The organism is Elusimicrobiota bacterium (assembly GCA_016218575.1).
Taxonomy (GTDB): Bacteria; Elusimicrobiota; Elusimicrobia; order UBA1565; family UBA9628; genus JACRDN01.
Genome location: JACRDN010000016.1, coordinates 63,484 through 80,835, shown reverse-complemented (window position 1 = coordinate 80,835; position 17,352 = coordinate 63,484). Strand labels below are relative to the sequence as shown.

The window sequence follows — 17,352 nt, the reverse complement described above, 5'->3', positions numbered from 1 at the left end:
AGGTGAAACAATGACAAAAATCGCTCCAGTCTCCTATGTCCGGGCGCATCTGCCCGAGATGGTGGCCTCCATCGGCAGGAAAAAGCGCGAGCGCGTCGTCATCACCAGGAATGGAACCCCTTCGGCGGTTCTCGTGTCTCCGGAGGAGCTCGAAACCTTGGAGATCCTGGCCGACAAGAAGCTGATGCTGTCCTTGCTTAAAGCGGAGGAAGACGAGAGGGCGCGGCGCCTCGTGGAGCACGAAGACATATTCAAATGACCTACCGCGTCCTCTACACCGAGGAGGCGGCCCGCCGCATTCGAAAGCTCGATCGCGCCGTCAAGGAGCGCGTCGAAAAAGCCATAATAAGGCTCTCCCAGCACCCGGAGCTCGGCAAACGCCTGACGGGACTGCTCAGCGACAGATGGTCCTATCGGGTCGGAGACTGGCGCATCTTATACAAGGTTCGGAAGGCAGAGCTGGTCGTATTGGTTTTGACGGTCGGCCATCGCCGGGAAGTCTATGACACTTGAGCCATGACCGCCGACAAGGCGCTGGATTTTGTCCGCAAGCAGGGGGTGGTTCTGGTCTCGGCGAAAGGCCCCGTCCCGAGCCTGGTTGATTTCATCGCGGGCGAGTCTATCAAGGGCAGCTGGTGGGGCCATCCCAAGGGTCAGGCGATATTCGCGATTCTCGGAAACGTGACGGAGTCGCCCGATGTTCTGGTTTGCCGGCTCGTAGGCGGCAAGATCACCTTGGTCCATAAAAGGCTTTGGCCCGCCTTGGTCCGGCTAGGCTACCGCTTCTCGGCCAAGCAGTTGGCGCGGGTCCGCCAGGAGCATACCTCCTCCGGTCGCCACATCAGCCGCGATGTCGCGTTCCCAAAATGGGTTCCGACTGAGGTGTTGAAGCAATACCGAAAACTCAGCGAGGGCTCGGCGCTCGAGGCTTTGGGATCGTGGGTCAAGACGTAATCCGGCGCATACCGACTGCTTCTAGGCGCCCGTCTGCACGTGCCAGAGCCCGGCGTAAATGCCGCGAAGGGCTAGGAGTTGAGGATGGCTGCCGGACTCGGCGATCCGGCCCTTGTCCAGGACGAAGATGCGGTCGGCCTTGACGATGGTGGAGAGGCGGTGGGCGACCATGATGGTGGTGCGGCCGACCACGATGCGATCCAAAGACTTCTGGATGGCGGCTTCGGTCTCGTTGTCCACCGCGGAGGTCGCCTCGTCCAGGACCAAAATGGGCGGATCCTTGAGCACGGCGCGCGCGATGGCCAGGCGCTGGCGCTGGCCGCCGGAGAGCTTTTGGCCGCGCTCGCCCACCACCGTGTCGTAGCCCTGGGGCAACTGGACCAGGAACTCGTGGGCTTCGGCCGCTTTCGCGGCGCTTTCTACCTTGCCGTTTCCTCCCTCCGCGCCGCCGTAGGCGATGTTCTCCCGGGCGCTGCCGTGGAAAAGGAAGATATCCTGGCTCACAAAGCCGATGGCTTGCCTGAGGGCCCGCGGGTCGAACTCGGTGATGTCGGTCCCATCGAGAGTGATGCGGCCTTCATTGGGGTCGTGGAAGCGCAGGAGGAGCTTGGTCAAGGTGGTTTTTCCAGAGCCCGTCGGCCCTACGAAGGCGGCGGTGCTCCCGGCCGGGATGGCGAGGGAAATGTTCCGCAGAGCCGGGGCTCTTCCGCGGTAGGAGAAGGAAACATTCGTGAAGCGGAGCTCGCCCCGGACGTCCTTCCTTAAAAGAGGCTTGCCCCCATGGACGAGCGCGACCGGGGTTCCGATCAAGTCCAGCACCCGCCGCGCCGAGGCCATGGCGCGCTGGTAGAGATCCACGGTCTCCGCCAGCCCCGTGAGGGGCCAAAGGAGGCGCTGGGTGAGGAAAACCAGGACGCTGTAGGAGCCTACGGCCAAGGTTCCCTGGAGCGCCATTCTTCCTCCTAGGACCAAGGTCGCGAGAAACCCGGCCAATATCGCCATGCGTATGATGGGGATGAAGGCCGAGCTCATGCGTATGGCCCGGGCGTTGGCGCGGGTGTATTCGAGGCTCTCGGCCCGAAGGCGCTCCAGCTCCCGCTCCTCGGCGGTGTAGCTCTTGATCGTGGCGATGCCGGAGATGCTGTTGGAGAGCCGCGCCGAGATCGCCGCGGCCTGGTCGCGCACCGCGGCGTAGAGGGGCTCGGCGCGCTTCTGGTACCAGAAGGCCCCGGCCAGAATCGCCGGGATCGGCAGCATGGCGAAGAAGGCCACGAGCGGGGCCAGGTAGAAGAAGATGGCCCCTATTAGGGCCGCGGAGAAGAAGACCTGGATGAGGTCGTTGGCCCCGCCGTTCAAGAAGCGCTCGAGCTGGTTGATATCGTCGTTGAGCGTGGCCACGAGGCTTCCCGTGCTCTGCTCCTCGAAATAGGCCATGTCGAGGCGCTGGACATGGGAGTAGGCGTCCATACGGAGCTCGTGCTGGATCGTCTGCGCGAGATTCCTCCAAAGGATTTGGTAGAAGTACTCGAACAGGGACTCGAGCACCCAGATGGCCAGCGTGAGCCCAGCCAGGACCGCGAGCTGGGCCATGGGGTCTGCGAGCCCCCAGCCGGCCATCAGCGATCGTCGGCCCTTGACCACGACGTCCACGGCCATGCCGATGAGGAGCTCGGGCGCGATGTCGAAGAATTTGTTGGCGGCCGAGCAGGCCGAGGCGAGCCGCACCCGGCGCCGGTGCTTGGAGGCGTAGCGCAGCAGGCGCGAGAGCGGCGGGGAGGGAGCCATGACGCATTGTACCACGGTGCAAAAGTCTTCTTAAAGAGGGTAGAATCTCCTGGCTGTGGAGACCATCCCCTTAGTTGACCTCAAGGCCCAGGACCAGTCCATCCGCGCCGAGATCGGCCAAGCCCTCGCCCCAGTGCTGGCAAGCCAGCACTTCGTCCTGGGCCCGGCCGTGGAAAGTTTCGAGCGGGAGTTCGCCGCTTACCTCGGCGTCAAATATTGCGTGGGAGTCTCCTCGGGGACCTCGGCCCTTTGGCTCCTGCTCAAGGCCTGCGGGGTGGGGCCGGGCGACGAGGTGGTGACGACCCCGCTCACCTTTTTCGCCACGGTCGAGGCGATCCTCCTTTGCGGGGCCAAGCCTGTCTTCGCGGACGTGGAGCCGCGCACGCTAAACCTGGACCCCGTCCAGGTGGAAAAAGTCCTCACCTCGAAGACCAAGGTCATCTTGCCGGTGCATCTCTACGGGCAGCCGGCGGACATGGCAAACTTCCGAGACCTCTCCAGGAGGAGAGGTCTCATACTGCTCGAAGACGCGGCCCAGGCCGCGGGCTCCCTTTATAAGGGCCGCAAGGCCGGGTCTTTGGCCCGGGCCGCGGCCTTCAGCTTCTACCCCGGGAAAAACCTGGGGGCCTATGGGGACGCGGGGGCCGTGGCGACCGACGACGAGGCCTTGGCCCGGGCTTTGCGCGCCTTGCGCAATCACGGCTCCGAGAAGAAAAACTACCACGACGCCCTGGCGGGAAACGAGAGAATGGCGGATGTGCAGGCCGCGGTGCTCTCGGCCAAGCTTGCGCATTTGGACCTTTGGAACGCGGCCCGGCGCCGGCACGCCCAAACGTACCGCCAGGCCCTCGCCGGACTTGCGGGCCTCTCTTTCGTCGAGGAAGAGCAAGATCGAATTTCCAACTGCCATCTTTTCGTGGTGCGTCACGCGCGTCGCGACGCGCTGTTGGCCAAGCTCCAGGCCCTGGGGATACAAGCCGACGTGCATTATCCTCGGCCCGCGCATCTTCAGCCGGCCCTCGGTCCCTGGCTCGGCCGAGAGGGCGATTTTCCCGAGGCGGAAAAGGCCGCCTCCGAGATATTGTCGCTTCCCTTGTATCCCGAGCTTGAGGCCCCGCAGCTTTCGCGCGTGGCCGAGGCGGCGCGCGTGTTCTGCCGCGGCGCGCCATGAGCCGGCGAGGCCTCGCCGGCCTTTCGGCGTTGCTCTTCTCGGCCTTGCTGGTTCGTCTTGTAGGGATTGCTTGGGGCCTTCCTCATACCTTCAACGGCGACGAGCCGCACCTGGTCAATTTGGCCGTTTCTTTCGGCGGGGGAAGCCTCAGGCCCTATGCCTTCAAGTACCCGACGCTATGGCCATACCTTCTTTTCATCCTTTACGGCCTATACTTCCTACTTTGGTCATGCCTCGGCCTTTGCCGCGGCTTGGGCGCCTTCGTGGGGCATTTCGCCTGGCATCCCGCGCCCTTTTATTTGATGGGAAGAGTCCTCTCCGCCTTTTTCAGCGTGGCCGGACTTGCTTGGGTCTGGAAAATGGAGCGGGAGGCCCGCCCGGGCGGAGAGGGCCTTGCCTGGGGAGCCATCCTGCTGGCCTTCTCGCCCGTTTTATCCGAGCTCGGCCATGCCGCCAAGCCAGACTCCCTGATGTTTTTTCTGGCGGCCGCGGGCTGGTATTGGGCTTTCCGCCTCCAGCGCGAGGGCGGTCGCCTTTCTTACTGGGCCTGCGGGTTTTTCTTGGGGCTCGCATTCTCCGCCCAGTACACCGCCCTGCCGCTTTGGTCCCTTCTTCCCTTGGCCCATGTGCTGAGGCTCTCCGAGAGGCCGCACCGCTTCCTTCTCGAGGGCTTGGCGGCCCTGGGCTTGGGGTTTCTCGCGGGCACGCCCTACGCCCTCCTCGATTTCCCGGGCTTCTGGGCCGGGATACGGGATCACATGGAGCAGGCCGCGCTCTATCCCGTCAACCGCCGGGAGCTCCTCAAGTCCATCCTCGCCAACATGGCGGGTTTTTCCGGCTCCGGCCTGGCGGGGGGAGCGGCGTGTCTCCTGGGATTTTTCCTTCTGGCCGCGGGGCGGTCGAGACTCGCCCTTCTTTCGGCCGGCCCGCTTCTTTTCTACATACTTGCCTTGAGCGGCAATCCCGACGGGGGCTGGCCGCGCTATTTGGCGGGAGGCTACCCGGGCTTGGCTTTCCTGGCCTCTCGGGGGCTCTCTTGGATCGAGCGTCCAAGAAAGGCTTGGCTTGCGGCCGCGGCGGCCTTGATCGTGGTGCTCCCGGGATTTTTGTCCTGCCTCAGCCTCGACCGCGAGATGAGGCGTGCGGATACTCGTCAGGAAGCGGCCCGCTGGATCCGGGAGAACATTCCAGCCGGGGAGGCTGTTCTTCTCGACCAGCCGGACGCCTCTCCGGGCCTTCCCATGGCGCGGGAGCAAGCCCTCGAGCTATGGGAAAGGACGCGGCGGCTGGGCTCCCCACGGGCGAGGCTTTACCGCGCCATGGCCGACTTCCACCCCGGAGGCGGCTACCGCATCTACCGCATCCAGCACTCCGCCCGGGGTATGGACGCGTCCCCCCGCCACGTGGCCCTCTCCCAGGCCGATTCCTCGTACGCGGACGTGCGCCCGGGTCTCGACGTGGCCAAGGCCCTGCGCATCCGGTACGTCGTCACCTCGAGCTACGGGGCGCGCCCCGACCGCGAGCCCGAGTACGCGATGTTCTTCGAGGAGCTGGCCCGGGATGGGCGGCTTCTGCGGACCTTCTCCCCGGTCCCAGGCCGCCTCAACGGCCCGGTCCTCCAAGTGTACGGAATCATGCGCTAACTTTTTAACTTTTTGAGCAAATTGTAGTTTAATAGTACGCATATGCCAGGAGCCAAGCTCAAGGTCATCGCGGTTTTGCCCGCTTACAACGCGGAGAAAACGCTTGAGAAAACGGTGCGCGACATCCCGCCCGGGGCCGTCTCCGAGATTATCCTGGTGGACGACTGCTCCAAGGACGGCACGGTCGCGGCGGCCAGGCGCCTGGGCCTGACGACCATCATCCATGAAAAAAACCTCGGCTACGGCGGCAACCAGAAGACCTGCTATGCCGAGGCCTTGAAGCGCGGGGCCGACATCGTCATCATGATCCACCCCGACTACCAGTACGACGCGCGCCTGGCCCCGATCATGAGCGGGCTCATCTCGGCCGGGGTCTGCGACGTGGTCCTGGGCAACCGCATCCGCACCCGCTGGGAGGCCTTGAAGGGGGGGATGCCGCTCTACAAGTACGTCTTCAACCGCCTGCTGACGGGACTTGAGAATTTCCTGACCGGGCAAAATCTGGGGGAATGGCACTCGGGGCTTAGGGCCTATTCTCGGCAAGTCCTCGAGACCTTGCCCTGGGAGATGAACTCCGACGACTTCGTCTTCGATCAGCAATTCTTGATCCAAGCCGCGGCCTGCCAGTTCCGCGTGGGAGACGTGCCGGTGGCTGCGCGTTATTTCCCCGAAGCGTCCTCCATCAATTTTAGGCGCAGCGTGGTTTACGGCCTTTCCGCTCTTTGGGTGCTGGCCCAGTTCTTGGTCCATCGCCTGGGCCTTGTTTCCTTAGCCCTCCTCACTCCGAAACACGGCGCCACGCGGGGATAATGAGCCGGCCTTCGGGCTTTGCCGCGGCCGCGAGCCTCCTCCTGGCGGTAACGACCGTGGCGCGCTATTGCGGGCCGGCGGCGGAGGAGGGACTCTGGGCGACCTTGCTCTTCAGCCTCGTCGCCTTGACTGCGGCCGGAAGCGGGCGGGTTTTCGCGGGCTTCTTGAATCTCGCGGACGTCAGCGATTCCCAGAAAACCTTGATCGGCGCAAGCCTCGGCCTCGGGGTCTTAAGCCTTGGGTCCTTCATGCTGGCCGCCTGCGGGCTCCTCAATCTTTGGGCCGTGATCCTGTTGCTTTCCCTGCTATGGGTGGTCGGCTTCACCGAGATGCGGCCCATGCTCGCTTCACTGGCGGCGGACCGCAATCTCTTGCGCGAGAGGCCTCTGGCCTCGGTCGCGATTTTCCTGCCCCTGCTCCTGTGCTTCTGGATGACCTGGGTTCCTCCCCATCAGTACGACTCCTTGGTCTACCACCTGGCCCTACCCCAGGCCTATGTCCGGGCCGGGGGATTCTCCTATCCCCCGCATTTGATTTTTTCGCACTTTCCCCAGAACGGGGAAATGCTCTTCGCCTTGGCCTTGGTCCTGAAATCGGATCTCATGGCCCAAATGCTCATGTGGCTGGCCACGGCCTTGAGCCTGTGCTGGATATTCGAGATGGGAAAGCGCGAAGCCCCGATGAACGCGGTGCTTCTCTCCTGCCTTCTCTTGGCCACGCACACGAGCGCCATGCTCCTCTCGGCCACCACCTACGTGGAGCCCTTGGCCATGCTTTGGAGCACGGCAGCGGTTTTCTCTTATCTGCGCTGGAGGCAGCTCAGCCCCGGCGCGGGGCCTCGCTCCTGGCTCTGCCTTTCCGCCCTTTTCACGGGCCTGGCCTTGGGCACCAAGTACTACGCCGGCGCCACTGCAGCACTCCTGGCGGTTCCGCTGGCCGCGGCGGCTTTGCGCGCGCATCGGGCCCAAAGGCGCGCCGCGGCCGCGGACTTGGGCGTATTCGTCGGGATTGTGACGGCTCTATTTATCCCGTGGCTCGCCAAGAACTTCCTGGCCGTGGGCAATCCCGTGTTTCCGTTTTTCTACCGCTGGTTTCCCATGACCCGCACGGGCTGGAGCTCCCGGTCGTCCGAAGCGTATTTCCACGTCTTCACCGAATACGGGCACGTCGGATCCCTTGGGAAGGACCTTCTCCTCCTGCCCTTGAGGCTGCTGACCAACGACCCCCGTTTTGGAGGGGGAGCCGACGTATTAGGGGGGCTCGGCTGGGAAGCGGTGTTTTGGCTCTTGCCGGTTGGAATCTGGGCCGGGTGGAAAAATCAATTCTTGAGGGGCCTTTCTTGGTTCTGCCTGGCCTATTTCGGCGTGTGGTTTTTCACGGCCGAGGTCCTGCGCTTTTTGGCGGCGATTCTTCCTCTTTTATGCCTTTTGGCGGGAAGCGGTCTTCATAAATTGTGGGACGGGCTCGAGGCCTGGGGGCGGAGAGCTTTGGCTTCGGCCATGGGTTTCTTCATAGGGGCCCATCTCTTCCTATTCGGCTACGTGGAGGCCGGGCTTTTGAGGGTTCCCGAGCTTCTTTTCGGGCTGCAAAGCCGCGAGGAGTTCCTATCGCGTCGCCTCGACTATTATCCCTGCGCCCGCCGGGCGGATTCCGCGGGGAACGGCGGCGCCGTCCTCGTGGTGGGCGAGCAGCGCGGCTATTACGTCAAGGGCGAGCACGAGGCAGCGACGGTGAATGCTCCCAACCGCTACCTGTCCTGGGGCGCTGAAGCCTCGGATCCCGCGGCTCTGGCTAGGAGGATTCGCGGGGAGGGATTCTCGACCGTCCTCTACGTCCCCCGCGAGGCCGCCCGCCTGGCCCCGGCCCTGGGCCCGGCGAGCGCGCGCGCCGCCCGGAACTGGGCGGGCCTTGACCAGTACTTGGAGCCGGTTTTCCAGGGTCCCGCTTGCGCCTTGTACAAAGTGAAGGTGCTGTGAGGCTCTACCTGTACGCCTTGGGAGCTTCCTGGGTCCTCTCCTTCGCCTTGACCCCGCTGGTCAGAGCCCTCGCCCTGCGCCGGGGCTGGATGGATCAGCCCTCCTCCGCGATCAAGACCCACAAGACCTCGACCCCGTCCTTGGGGGGCATAGCCATTTACTGCGGCTTCGTCGGGACCTTGGTGATGCTTCGCCTCCTCACCAATTTCCCGACCGGGACGCTTCGGACCCTGCGCGCCTTGATTGTCGGGGGGACCTTGGTCTTCCTTCTAGGCGTCGTGGACGACTTGAAAAAGCCCTACGGCCTCCACTTTAAGCCCAAATTCACGGTGCAGATGGCGGCCGCTTTCCTCCTTCTCTATTTCGGGATCCGCATCCGCTTCCTGAGCCCGGATTATTTGGCCGTGGGCCTGACCGTGCTTTGGGTGGTCGGGATCACCAACGCCTTCAACATCATAGACATCATGGACGGCTTGAGCGCCAGCCAAGCCGCCATCGCGGCCTTGGGCTTCTTGATGATTTCGCTTCCCTCCGAGGAGCTTTACGTCAACTTCGCCTCCGCGGCCTTGGCCGGGGCCGCGCTGGGGTTCATTCCCTGGAACATCTCCCCTCGCCGCAAGATATTCATGGGAGACTGCGGCAGCCTTTTCCTGGGCTTCGTCCTCTCGGCTTTGGCCTTGGGGACCAAATACAGCGAGATCAATCCTTTGGGGGTTTTCGCCCCGCTTTTGATCCTCCTCATCCCCATGTACGACACCTTCTTCGTCATGATCCTGAGGATCCGCCAGGGAGAGTCACCGTTCCTCGGCTCCAAGGATCATTTTGCCTTACGCCTGGAGAAGCTCGGCTACTCCCGCGGCCGTATCGTCTGCCTGGCCGCGGGCGCGGGGCTCTTCCTTGCCTTCTGCGCGTTTCTCGTGACTGTGCTGCCCTTGGGGTTCGCCCTGTGCATTTACGCCGTGATCCTGGCCGAGCTTCTGCTCCTCTCCAAGGCCTTGGCCCAGGTCGTGATGCGCCCGTGATAAAAACCGACGTCTTGATCCTGGGCGGGGGGCTGGCCGGATTGTCGGCCGCCTACCATCTAAACCAAGGAGGCCGGCTCGGCTCCTTGGTGCTGGAGAAGAACCCGCGCCCCGGAGGCTTGGCCGGTTCCATCAACCACGAGGGCTTTGTCTTCGACCATACCGGCCATCTCCTGCATCTGCATGACTCCTATGGCGAGAAGCTCGTCATGGAGCTTCTCGCCGGGAATGTCGCCTCGCACCAGAGGAAATCCTGGATTTATCTTGCCGGCCGCTACGCGCGCTATCCCTTCCAAGCCAACACCTACGGCCTGCCAGATCGCGTGATCGAGGAGTGCGTGCTGGGCTTCTTGAAGACGATCCACCGGCCGCCCAAGCGGGGCTTGGGGTCGGACCCCTCCTTCAAGGACTGGTGCCTGCGCCAGTTCGGGGAGGGGATATGCCGGCATTTCATGTTCCCTTATAATGAGAAACTCTGGAGGATGCCTCTCGCGAAGCTCACCACCCAATGGCAGGGGCGCTTTATCCCGAGACCCAAGACCTCCGAGGTCCTGCGCGGGGCCTTGATGGAGCAGAAGGAGCTTTTCGGCTACAACGCGGCGTTCCGCTACCCCGTCCGCGGCGGGATCCAGGCCTTGCCGGACGCCTTGGCGGCCAGGCTTGAGGCCGGCCAGTTCCTGGCAGGGCATGCCGTCGTTTCCGTGGATTTGCGCGAGCGCGTGGCGGTGGCGCGGGGGGTGGGGGAGATCTCCTACAAGCGCCTGGTCAACACCGTGCCCTTGCCCCAATTCCTCGACCTGGCCTCGCCCTTGCCGGCTTCCGTCCTGGAGGCGCGGCGCAAGCTTCGCTGGAATACGGTGTATTGCCTCAATTTGGGGGTGGGGCGCCCGGATGTCTCCGAGAAGCATTGGATCTATTTCCCGGAGAAGAAGTATCCGTTCTATCGGGTGGGCTTTTACAATAATTTTTCCAAGCTCGCCGCGCCAAAAGGCGCTAGCTCCCTTTACATCGAGCTCTCGCGCAAGCCCGGGGAGAGGATAGACCTCAAGCGCATGGAAAACGCGATCTTGCGCGGCCTGCGCGGCTCGGGCCTGCTCAAGTCCTCCGACAAGATCATCGCCAAGCTCTGGACCCCCATTCCTTGCGCGTACGTGGTCTACGACTTCGACCGCACTCGGGCCGTGGAGGCGATTTTCGCCCACCTCAAAAGAATGGGTGCCGATTCCATCGGCCGCTACGGCGCCTGGAAGTATTCCTTCATGGAGGAGGCCGTCCTGGACGGCAAGCGCTGCGCCGAGAATCTAGGCCTTTCGGCCTAGTGCTCGCTGGGCATAAAGCCCCTGGAAAGAACTTCCGGATCGGGTCATCCTGTGCCATGCGATCTTTCGCGCGTAGGGCGACCGCTTGCGCGGCGGCTGTGTCTCTTGCCTGGTCCGTGTTCCCTTCCTCGGCCATGGCCGGGAGGGGTCGGTCCCGCTCGGGGCCGCTGTTATTGCCGCGCGGTCTTGCCCTTGCCTCGCAGGCTTTAATCAGGCAAGGGATCAATGAGAATCCAGGCGACAGCCGGGCGCGTTTTTCGGCCTTCCTTATCGGCCTTGAGCCAGCCGCAAGTCCTTGAGAGCTTCCTGAATAGCGGACATCTTCCGGCCGAGGTGGTCAATGCCCAAGGGGAAGAGTTGGCCCACCACGATGAATTGGGGAGCGTCGTCTTCTCTCTCCTAGGACGTCCGGCAATGCTCAAGGAGAACGCCGGCGTCAATCCCGAGGTTCGGGAGCGCATGCGGCGGCTGATCGGGCCCGCGAATCTGAAAGTCCTCGCGGAAATGGCCCGCGTCATTGCCGCCCATCCCGAGGCGCAAAGCCTTCTTTCGAGGATTACCCGGAGCGAGGCCGGCATGGCCCGGGACGCATTTTCCAGCGACCTCCTGGGACGCCTTGGGGCCATCGAGGGGTTTTTTGACGGTCTTCGGATCGCGGGCCAAGGGGAGTCCAGCCCTGCCGTAGTCGTGCCGGAAAGAAGCGGCGGCGGGGCGGCTCGGCTGCCGCCCGCCAATCCGGCCAGCGCGCCCGACCGAGCAAATTCGCGGATCGGTTTTCCCGTATTCTTGGAGAGCCGTCCGGCGGGCACCACGTTTTTTGGGGCCTTGATCGGTGCTTTGGCCGTTCCGGGATCTGTATTGGCCGCGGCCTTTGCCATTGGGCCGGTGGACCATGCGCAGGATGCTCTCGATATGGATCTCATGGCCATGCTCCAGCAGGTTTCTCCTTGGGCTGGGTTCGCGGCGTTCTTAATTTACCAGGCCTTGACGACAACGCTGAAAGTTTTAACCGCCCGAGAGATTGTAAAGTTCCTCCGTTTAACGAATAAGCATGTTCTCACGTTTGTTTACGCAGCCGCGGTCACGGGTCTTCATCTGGTTGTTGGGGAGATGGTTTTGGGTCCTCTGTTTTCTTATAGTGCCAATATATTTTTGAGCGCTTTGGGAGAGGAAATCTTATTCCGCCGCTTTCTTTTTGGCGGTCTTCGAGAGAAATACGGCGCCTCGAAAGCCGGCCTATGGGCGGCTTTCATCGTGTCCTCGCTGGTATTTAGCGCCAGGCACATTTTCGCCTACGGATTTGTAGGCCGCATATTCGTGTCCAGGGTGCTTGGCGGGCTGGTTTTTGCCCTCCTCTATCATAAGGGAGGCTTGGCTCCCGCGGTCGCGGCGCATACGGCATTGAACCTGTTGATCGAGTTCTGCGGGGTAAACGAGATATCGCTTTTTGGGATTCTATACGGCATCAGCCCCGCGATGGGCTGGCCCAGCCTGGCATTCTTAGCGGTTCTGTTTTATCTGTTGCTGCGCTGGACTCCGAGGCCGCTCCCGGTCTCAAGGGCGGTTCGGCGTCGTGCCGCTTCCGGAATGCTATAATTCTCTATCTCCCATGCTTAAGCTCGAAAAGCCCCTGGTTTTCTTCGACATAGAGGCCACGGGCGTGTCCCCCGCGCACGACAGGATCGTGGACATAGCCCTCGTCAAGCGCCTGCCCGACGGCGCCGAACAGAGCTTCTCCTCCTTGGTCAATCCAGGCATGCCCATCCCGATAGAGGCCGTGGCGGTGCACCACATCACAGATGAGATGGTGCGAGACCAGCCCTTCTTCAAGGACGTGGCGCCCCGGATACTGGAGTTCATCGGGGAGGCCGACCTGGGGGGCTTCGGCATACTCAAGTTCGACGTGCCCATCCTCCAGGCCGAGATCAAGCGCGCGGGCTTCGATTTTCCCACCAACGGGCGCAAGCTCGTGGACTCGCTCCATATCTTCCGCAAGATGGAGCCCCGCAACCTCACCGCGGCCTATAAATTCTACTGCGGCAAGGAGCTGACCGACGCCCACCGCGCCGAGCCCGACGCTCGGGCCTCCTTCGAGGTTTTTTGGGGCCAGGTCCAGCGCTACGAGGCCCTCCCGCGGGACCTGGGGGCCTTGAGCGCGCTCTGCCAGGAGCGCGACGACAGGAACGTGGACTCCGAAGGGAAATTCGTCTGGCGCAACGGCGAGGCGAGCTTCAATTTCGGCAAGCACAGGACCTTGACCTTGCGCGAGGTGGTGCAGAAGGAGCGGTCCTATTTGGAATGGCTGATGAGGGCCGAGAAGACCACCCAGGAGCTGGCCCAGATCTGCCGCGACGCCCTTGCCGGGAAATTCCCGGTCCGGCGATAGGCCGGCTCTTTTCATGAAAGCGGTGGTCCTTCTTTCCGGCGGCCTTGATTCCACCACGGCTTTGTTTTGGGCCAAGAAGCGCGGTTATGGCCTCTCGGCCCTCTCCATAGACTATGGGCAGAGGCACCGGCGGGAGCTCGACGCGGCGCGAGAGGCGGCCAAGCGCGCCGGGGCTGAATTCCATGAGATAAAGCTCGCCCTCCCGTGGTTGAAGGTCAGCTCGCTGATAAACAAGGGGCTTGCTCTTCCCGATCTGCCCCTCCCGAAGATCGGCAGGGAGTTGCCGAGCACCTACGTTCCCGGACGAAACACCGTTTTCCTGTCCTTGGCCCTGTCCTTGGCCGACGCGGTGGGAGCTCAAGCCATCGTGATCGGCGCCAATGCCCTTGACTACTCGGGCTACCCCGACTGCCGGCCCCGGTACCTCGCCGCTTTCGAGAAAGCGGCGAGGCTGGGAAGCCGTTCGGGTTCCGCGGGGCGGGAATTCGAGGTCCTAGCACCTCTTATCCGTCTTGATAAGAAGGGCATCATCAAGCTCGCCTTGAAGGTGAATGCCCCGCTTGCCCTCACCTGGTCTTGCTATAGAGGCGGGCAGCGTCCCTGCGGGAAATGCGACTCCTGCAAGCTCAGGGCCAAGGGATTTTACGAGGTCGGCGTCGCCGATCCCGCTCTGAGCTAAAAATGGCCGAGACAGCCAAGCTCGCTAATTCAAATGCAGCCCGCATCGTGCGAATATTCTCTTCCCTCCAGGGGGAAGGGCTCTATCTTGGGCAAAGGCAGATATTCGTGCGCTTTGGCGGCTGCAACCTCCATTGCGACTACTGCGACGAGCCAGAGACCATTCCCATTCCCTCGGGAGCCTTGTGGAGCCGGTCTCAAGTGGAGGAGAAAATCGCGGCCTTGGCCAAGGAGAAGAGGCCGGAGGCCGTCTCTTGGACCGGAGGGGAGCCTTTGCTGCATGTCCCTTTTCTAAAGCCCATGATGGCCTGGGCGCGGGGAAAGGGCTTTCGGAATTATTTGGAGACCAACGGCACCCGCGTCGGTGCCCTGCGCCAGGTGGCGGGGCTTTGCGACGTCGTGGCCATGGATGTGAAGCTTCCCTCGGCCACGGGGAGGCAGACGTGGTCCGAGCATCTGGAATTCCTGCGGATCGCGCCCAAGAATACTTTCGTGAAGGTGGTCCTGACATCCCGCTCCACTCCGGCCGAGTGGCGGCAAGTCATCCGCCTGATGCAGGAAGGCTCGCCCGATGTCACGCTTGTCCTCCAGCCCGCCACCCCACGCTTAGGGGTCGAGCCCGTGGCGCCCGAGCTCGCCATCCGGTTCCTGCGCCAGGCTCGGGCCCTCCTCAAGGATGTCCGGATCATTCCCCAGTGGCATCCGGTTTGGGGACTGCCTTAAGCGGCTAAAGGCAATACAAGCGCCGGGCGACCTGCTTGGCCGAGGCCACGGCGTCCTCGTGGAGCCCGTGGCCGAAGTAGCTGCCGCAGTAGTAGACGGGGCCTCCGTCATTGAGGCGCGGCAGGAGGGGAATGGTCGCGCAGGACGCGAAGTCGAAGAGGGGAGTGCGCAGCCTGGTATCGAGGGCGATGAGATCGGGCCGGATGGGATAGTTGGGATGCTGGGCGCTGATGAAGTCGCAATCCTTGGGAGCTTGGGGCTCGTGCCAGAGGGCGCCGTTGACCGAAGTCCGCATTGTCCCGGCCCTGAGCGTGTAGAGGAAGGTGTAGGCTCCTATCAAGGGCCGGGGAGGGAAGGAGGAATGGTCGCGATGGACCACGACCCGACCTTCTTTGTAGCGCCAAGCGCCCAATAGTTCCTGCTCGAGAGCGGTCGGCCGCGCCAGGAGCGCCAGGGCTTGGTCCGGGTTGCAGGCCATAACCACCGCCTCGAAGGCCTCCCGCGAGCCGTCCTCCAGGACCAGAGTCGTCCCGCCCCCCGCGCCGCGCTCGATGGCGGCGATACTGGCGTTGAACCGTATCCTCTTGCGGTATGGCGCGGCCAGGGAATTGACGTAGCGCCGGGTGCCTCCCCGCACGCAGCGGACGGAATAAAAGGCCTTGGGCGAAATCACGTCATGGTGCGTCCGCAGCTTGTCGAGAAAAAAGTCCGCGGGCGAGGCCAGAAGCTCGTGGATTTCCATCGAGGAGAGAAGGCTCAGCGCCGAGAGAAACGCGATCTCGGCGTCTCCCGAGAATTCCGGCAGTCCCTCCAGGCAGCCGCCGAGGGTCTCGCCTGAAAGCCGGCCCCGAGAGCGCCGCAGTTGGGCACGCTTGAGGCCCAGGAAGAGCCTCGCGAGGCTCGCCAGGTTGGCCGGGCGCAGGAGCTTCAGGCCCTGGCAGAGCGCTCCTTCCACCGATGGGGTGAGATACAGCCCCTCCCCGGTGTCGAGGTTGTGGAAGCTTAAATAAGAGGTCGGGCAGGGCTCGGTGGGTATTTCCAGTTCATCCAGGAGGGCGTAGAAGTTCTTGTAGCCGGCCTTGCCGAACGCCGCCGCCGCGACGTCCAGGAAGTCTCCCGCGGGGGTTCTGTAGGAGTAGGCGTTGCCGCCGAGGCGGCCGGACTTCTCGAAGAGGGAGACCTCATGCCTGCGAGAGAGGTAATAGCCGGCGGCCAGGCCCGCGATGCCTCCCCCGACTACGGCGACGCGCTGTTTGCCATCGTTCACAGGGGCTCGGGCCTGAACAGGATCGCCTGGCATCTGGGGGCGAACAGGTAGTGCGCCAAGGGGCCCAGGCCCAACTCCGCGAAGGCCTGGGATCGCGGGTGGCTGCCCAGGCGCAGTCTGGCGCCGCTCAAGAAACGGGAGCCGCGCTCGATGTGATTCACCAGGAATGTCGCCCGATGGGGGCGTCCGGCGATTTCCGGATAAGAGAACATCGCCGTCAGGTTCTGGTCCCTGGGCGCGCGGTTCCGGGTCGGGATTCTTCGCCCCTCGAACTCCAGGATGACGTCCAGGCTCTCTTTGTCGCGCAAAGTGCAGACCCGATGTCCGGCCGTCTCCCTGAAGGTGATGTCTGCCAGGTACTTGGGATAATTGAAGTAGTCGAGGCCCCCGTGCAGGGCTATCGTCGTCGTCACCGGCAGAGCCGAGACGTAGCCGTGGAATTCCCGCCGCCAAAGCGAGCGGGCCGCCTGGAAAAGCGAGGCCAGCGGCAGCCAGCCGCGGCGCACCGCGATAGAGAGAGAGACCTCGTTGTAGGGTCCGATGTCGGTGTCCTTGTACTCCAGGCAATGGACGGCGACGAACCCGCGCCCGAGAACGTTCAAAGGGGCGGGGCCCCCGCGGGGAAGAGCCGCGCTCAGGCGGCCGAGGGGCGCCGTGAAAACAGCTCCCATCATGTGCAGGTCTCGGTAAAACAGGGGGGATTTTGCGGCCGCGCCGCGGATGGAGATGTCCTCCTGGAGGTAAGGGCCGAAAAAATCCCGGGAGCTCACGCCTCCACGACTCCGGCGGCCTGGAGCATTTTATAGCCCGCGCTCACCAGGGTCTCGCTCAAGCCCGGGAAGAAACGGTGAAGATAGTAGAAGAAATATGCGTCGGGATTGACCAGGACCAGCCTCTTATTCTCCTTGATCGTCCGCAGGATCGCCGTCGAGACTTTCGCGGGTTTGGACCCGACTGCGGCCAGAAAAGAGCCCGCCCTGCCCGGCGCGTTTTGCGCGATGTTGGTGCGCACGAAGGTGGGGCAGACAACCCCGACGCCTACGCGCCCCTCGAGCTCGGCGTGCAGGGCATCGGAAAGCCCCACGATCGCGAACTTCGACGCTACGTAGGAGCTCATCCCCGGAGCCCCGACCAAGCCCGCCATGGAGGCGACGTTGACGATGAAGGGCTCGCGGCTTTTGAGCAGTCGGGGCAGCACGGCCTTGGTCACCCGGGCCGTGCCCAGGAGATTGACCGCGATAACGCGTTCGAAATCGCGAAAGTCGCCGTTCTCGAAGGAGCCCAGCCGTGCTACTCCCGCGTTGTTGACCAGCACGTCTATCGGACCGCCGCCGGCCGCGCGGGCGAGCCTTTCGACGTGCGCCTCCAAGGCGATATCGCAGACGACGGCCTCGACGCGGTCTCCCTCCCCCGGCGGCTCGAGTTCGTTTTCGAGCTCCTCCAGCCCCTCCGCGTCGATGTCGGCGAGTATGAGGCGGCTGCCCTCGTTCCAGAAGAGGTCCCGGGCCAGGCGCCGCCCGATTCCGGAGGCCGCGCCGGTGACCAGGACGGTCTTGCCCTTGAGGTTCATCACGGGTCCATTAGACATAACCCGCCCCAGCCTAAACGCTGATGATTG

At 63.4% G+C, this 17,352-nt stretch carries 17 protein-coding genes; 13 read left to right on the top strand and 4 right to left on the bottom strand.

The window, feature by feature from the left end; translation table 11 throughout:
- Positions 1-10: 10 nt before the first annotated feature.
- From HY921_05420 to HY921_05410, 3 genes are read left to right on the top strand one after another with little or no spacing between them, the layout of a single operon-like run.
- Positions 11-259, top strand: a complete 249-nt coding sequence (locus HY921_05420) for a type II toxin-antitoxin system Phd/YefM family antitoxin (GenBank protein ID MBI5630305.1) — start codon at positions 11-13, stop codon at positions 257-259.
- On the top strand, positions 256-513 hold the full coding sequence (locus tag HY921_05415) for a type II toxin-antitoxin system RelE/ParE family toxin (GenBank protein ID MBI5630304.1): 258 nt from the start codon (positions 256-258) through the stop codon (positions 511-513). Before HY921_05420 ends, HY921_05415 begins: the two co-directional genes overlap by 4 nt.
- Before the next feature lie 3 nt (positions 514-516).
- The gene (locus tag HY921_05410; protein ID MBI5630303.1) at positions 517-954 is read left to right on the top strand and encodes a hypothetical protein; all 438 of its coding nucleotides are present in this window, start codon (positions 517-519) and stop codon (positions 952-954) included.
- A 21-nt stretch (positions 955-975) separates the two neighbouring features.
- On the opposite strand, the gene HY921_05405 is transcribed toward HY921_05410, so the two are convergent.
- A complete protein-coding gene (locus HY921_05405) occupies positions 976-2,739 on the bottom strand; it encodes an ABC transporter ATP-binding protein (GenBank protein MBI5630302.1) in 1,764 nt (587 codons plus the stop codon).
- 55 nt (positions 2,740-2,794) lie between these two features.
- On the opposite strand from HY921_05405, the gene HY921_05400 reads away from it, so the two are divergent.
- From HY921_05400 to HY921_05355, 10 genes are all read left to right on the top strand, one after another.
- Complete coding sequence (locus HY921_05400; GenBank protein ID MBI5630301.1) at positions 2,795-3,910, top strand: DegT/DnrJ/EryC1/StrS family aminotransferase; 1,116 nt, start codon at positions 2,795-2,797, stop codon at positions 3,908-3,910.
- Entirely contained in the window at positions 3,907-5,553 is a 1,647-nt protein-coding gene (locus HY921_05395; protein ID MBI5630300.1) for a glycosyltransferase family 39 protein, read from the top strand. The genes HY921_05400 and HY921_05395 overlap by 4 nt, the downstream gene beginning before the upstream one ends.
- A gap of 42 nt (positions 5,554-5,595) precedes the next feature.
- Positions 5,596-6,363 carry a glycosyltransferase family 2 protein gene (locus HY921_05390; protein ID MBI5630299.1) on the top strand — a complete coding sequence of 256 codons (768 nt, stop codon included), beginning with the start codon at positions 5,596-5,598 and terminating at the stop codon, positions 6,361-6,363.
- On the top strand, positions 6,363-8,339 hold the full coding sequence (locus HY921_05385; GenBank protein ID MBI5630298.1) for a hypothetical protein: 1,977 nt from the start codon (positions 6,363-6,365) through the stop codon (positions 8,337-8,339). The genes HY921_05390 and HY921_05385 overlap by 1 nt, the downstream gene beginning before the upstream one ends.
- Positions 8,336-9,361 (top strand): undecaprenyl/decaprenyl-phosphate alpha-N-acetylglucosaminyl 1-phosphate transferase, encoded by a 1,026-nt coding sequence (locus HY921_05380; protein MBI5630297.1) that lies wholly within the window; start codon positions 8,336-8,338, stop codon positions 9,359-9,361. The genes HY921_05385 and HY921_05380 overlap by 4 nt, the downstream gene beginning before the upstream one ends.
- The gene (locus HY921_05375) at positions 9,358-10,680 is read left to right on the top strand and encodes an FAD-dependent oxidoreductase (GenBank protein MBI5630296.1); all 1,323 of its coding nucleotides are present in this window, start codon (positions 9,358-9,360) and stop codon (positions 10,678-10,680) included. Before HY921_05380 ends, HY921_05375 begins: the two co-directional genes overlap by 4 nt.
- 225 nt (positions 10,681-10,905) lie before the next feature.
- Positions 10,906-12,276: a CPBP family intramembrane metalloprotease gene (locus tag HY921_05370; protein MBI5630295.1), complete on the top strand. Its 1,371-nt coding sequence runs from the start codon at positions 10,906-10,908 to the stop codon at positions 12,274-12,276.
- Between the two features lie 13 nt (positions 12,277-12,289).
- Positions 12,290-13,066 carry a 3'-5' exonuclease gene (locus HY921_05365; GenBank protein ID MBI5630294.1) on the top strand — a complete coding sequence of 259 codons (777 nt, stop codon included), beginning with the start codon at positions 12,290-12,292 and terminating at the stop codon, positions 13,064-13,066.
- A 13-nt stretch (positions 13,067-13,079) separates the two neighbouring features.
- Entirely contained in the window at positions 13,080-13,745 is a 666-nt protein-coding gene (gene queC, locus HY921_05360) for a 7-cyano-7-deazaguanine synthase QueC (GenBank protein MBI5630293.1), read from the top strand.
- 2 nt (positions 13,746-13,747) lie between these two features.
- Positions 13,748-14,467: a 7-carboxy-7-deazaguanine synthase QueE gene (locus HY921_05355; protein ID MBI5630292.1), complete on the top strand. Its 720-nt coding sequence runs from the start codon at positions 13,748-13,750 to the stop codon at positions 14,465-14,467.
- Positions 14,468-14,471: 4 nt separating this feature from the next.
- On the opposite strand, the gene HY921_05350 is transcribed toward HY921_05355, so the two are convergent.
- From HY921_05350 to HY921_05340, 3 genes are read right to left on the bottom strand one after another with little or no spacing between them, the layout of a single operon-like run.
- Positions 14,472-15,734, bottom strand: coding sequence for an FAD-dependent oxidoreductase (locus HY921_05350; protein ID MBI5630291.1), 1,263 nt, complete (start codon positions 15,732-15,734; stop codon positions 14,472-14,474).
- Positions 15,731-16,504 (bottom strand): acetoacetate decarboxylase family protein, encoded by a 774-nt coding sequence (locus HY921_05345; protein ID MBI5630290.1) that lies wholly within the window; start codon positions 16,502-16,504, stop codon positions 15,731-15,733. The genes HY921_05350 and HY921_05345 overlap by 4 nt, the downstream gene beginning before the upstream one ends.
- A complete protein-coding gene (locus HY921_05340) occupies positions 16,501-17,307 on the bottom strand; it encodes an SDR family NAD(P)-dependent oxidoreductase (protein MBI5630289.1) in 807 nt (268 codons plus the stop codon). The genes HY921_05345 and HY921_05340 overlap by 4 nt, the downstream gene beginning before the upstream one ends.
- Positions 17,308-17,352 lie beyond the last annotated feature (45 nt).

What these genes read in the sequence shown, in the direction of transcription:
- HY921_05420 (MBI5630305.1), top strand. Translation starts at nt 11, where the DNA reads ATGACAAAAATCGCTCCAGTCTCCTATGTCCGGGCGCATCTGCCCGAG.
- HY921_05415 (MBI5630304.1), top strand. Translation starts at nt 256, where the DNA reads ATGACCTACCGCGTCCTCTACACCGAGGAGGCGGCCCGCCGCATTCGA.
- HY921_05410 (MBI5630303.1), top strand. Translation starts at nt 517, where the DNA reads ATGACCGCCGACAAGGCGCTGGATTTTGTCCGCAAGCAGGGGGTGGTT.
- HY921_05405 (MBI5630302.1), bottom strand. Translation starts at nt 2,739, where the DNA reads ATGGCTCCCTCCCCGCCGCTCTCGCGCCTGCTGCGCTACGCCTCCAAG.
- HY921_05395 (MBI5630300.1), top strand. Translation starts at nt 3,907, where the DNA reads ATGAGCCGGCGAGGCCTCGCCGGCCTTTCGGCGTTGCTCTTCTCGGCC.
- HY921_05390 (MBI5630299.1), top strand. Translation starts at nt 5,596, where the DNA reads ATGCCAGGAGCCAAGCTCAAGGTCATCGCGGTTTTGCCCGCTTACAAC.
- HY921_05385 (MBI5630298.1), top strand. Translation starts at nt 6,363, where the DNA reads ATGAGCCGGCCTTCGGGCTTTGCCGCGGCCGCGAGCCTCCTCCTGGCG.
- HY921_05370 (MBI5630295.1), top strand. Translation starts at nt 10,906, where the DNA reads ATGAGAATCCAGGCGACAGCCGGGCGCGTTTTTCGGCCTTCCTTATCG.
- HY921_05365 (MBI5630294.1), top strand. Translation starts at nt 12,290, where the DNA reads ATGCTTAAGCTCGAAAAGCCCCTGGTTTTCTTCGACATAGAGGCCACG.
- queC (MBI5630293.1), top strand. Translation starts at nt 13,080, where the DNA reads ATGAAAGCGGTGGTCCTTCTTTCCGGCGGCCTTGATTCCACCACGGCT.
- HY921_05355 (MBI5630292.1), top strand. Translation starts at nt 13,748, where the DNA reads ATGGCCGAGACAGCCAAGCTCGCTAATTCAAATGCAGCCCGCATCGTG.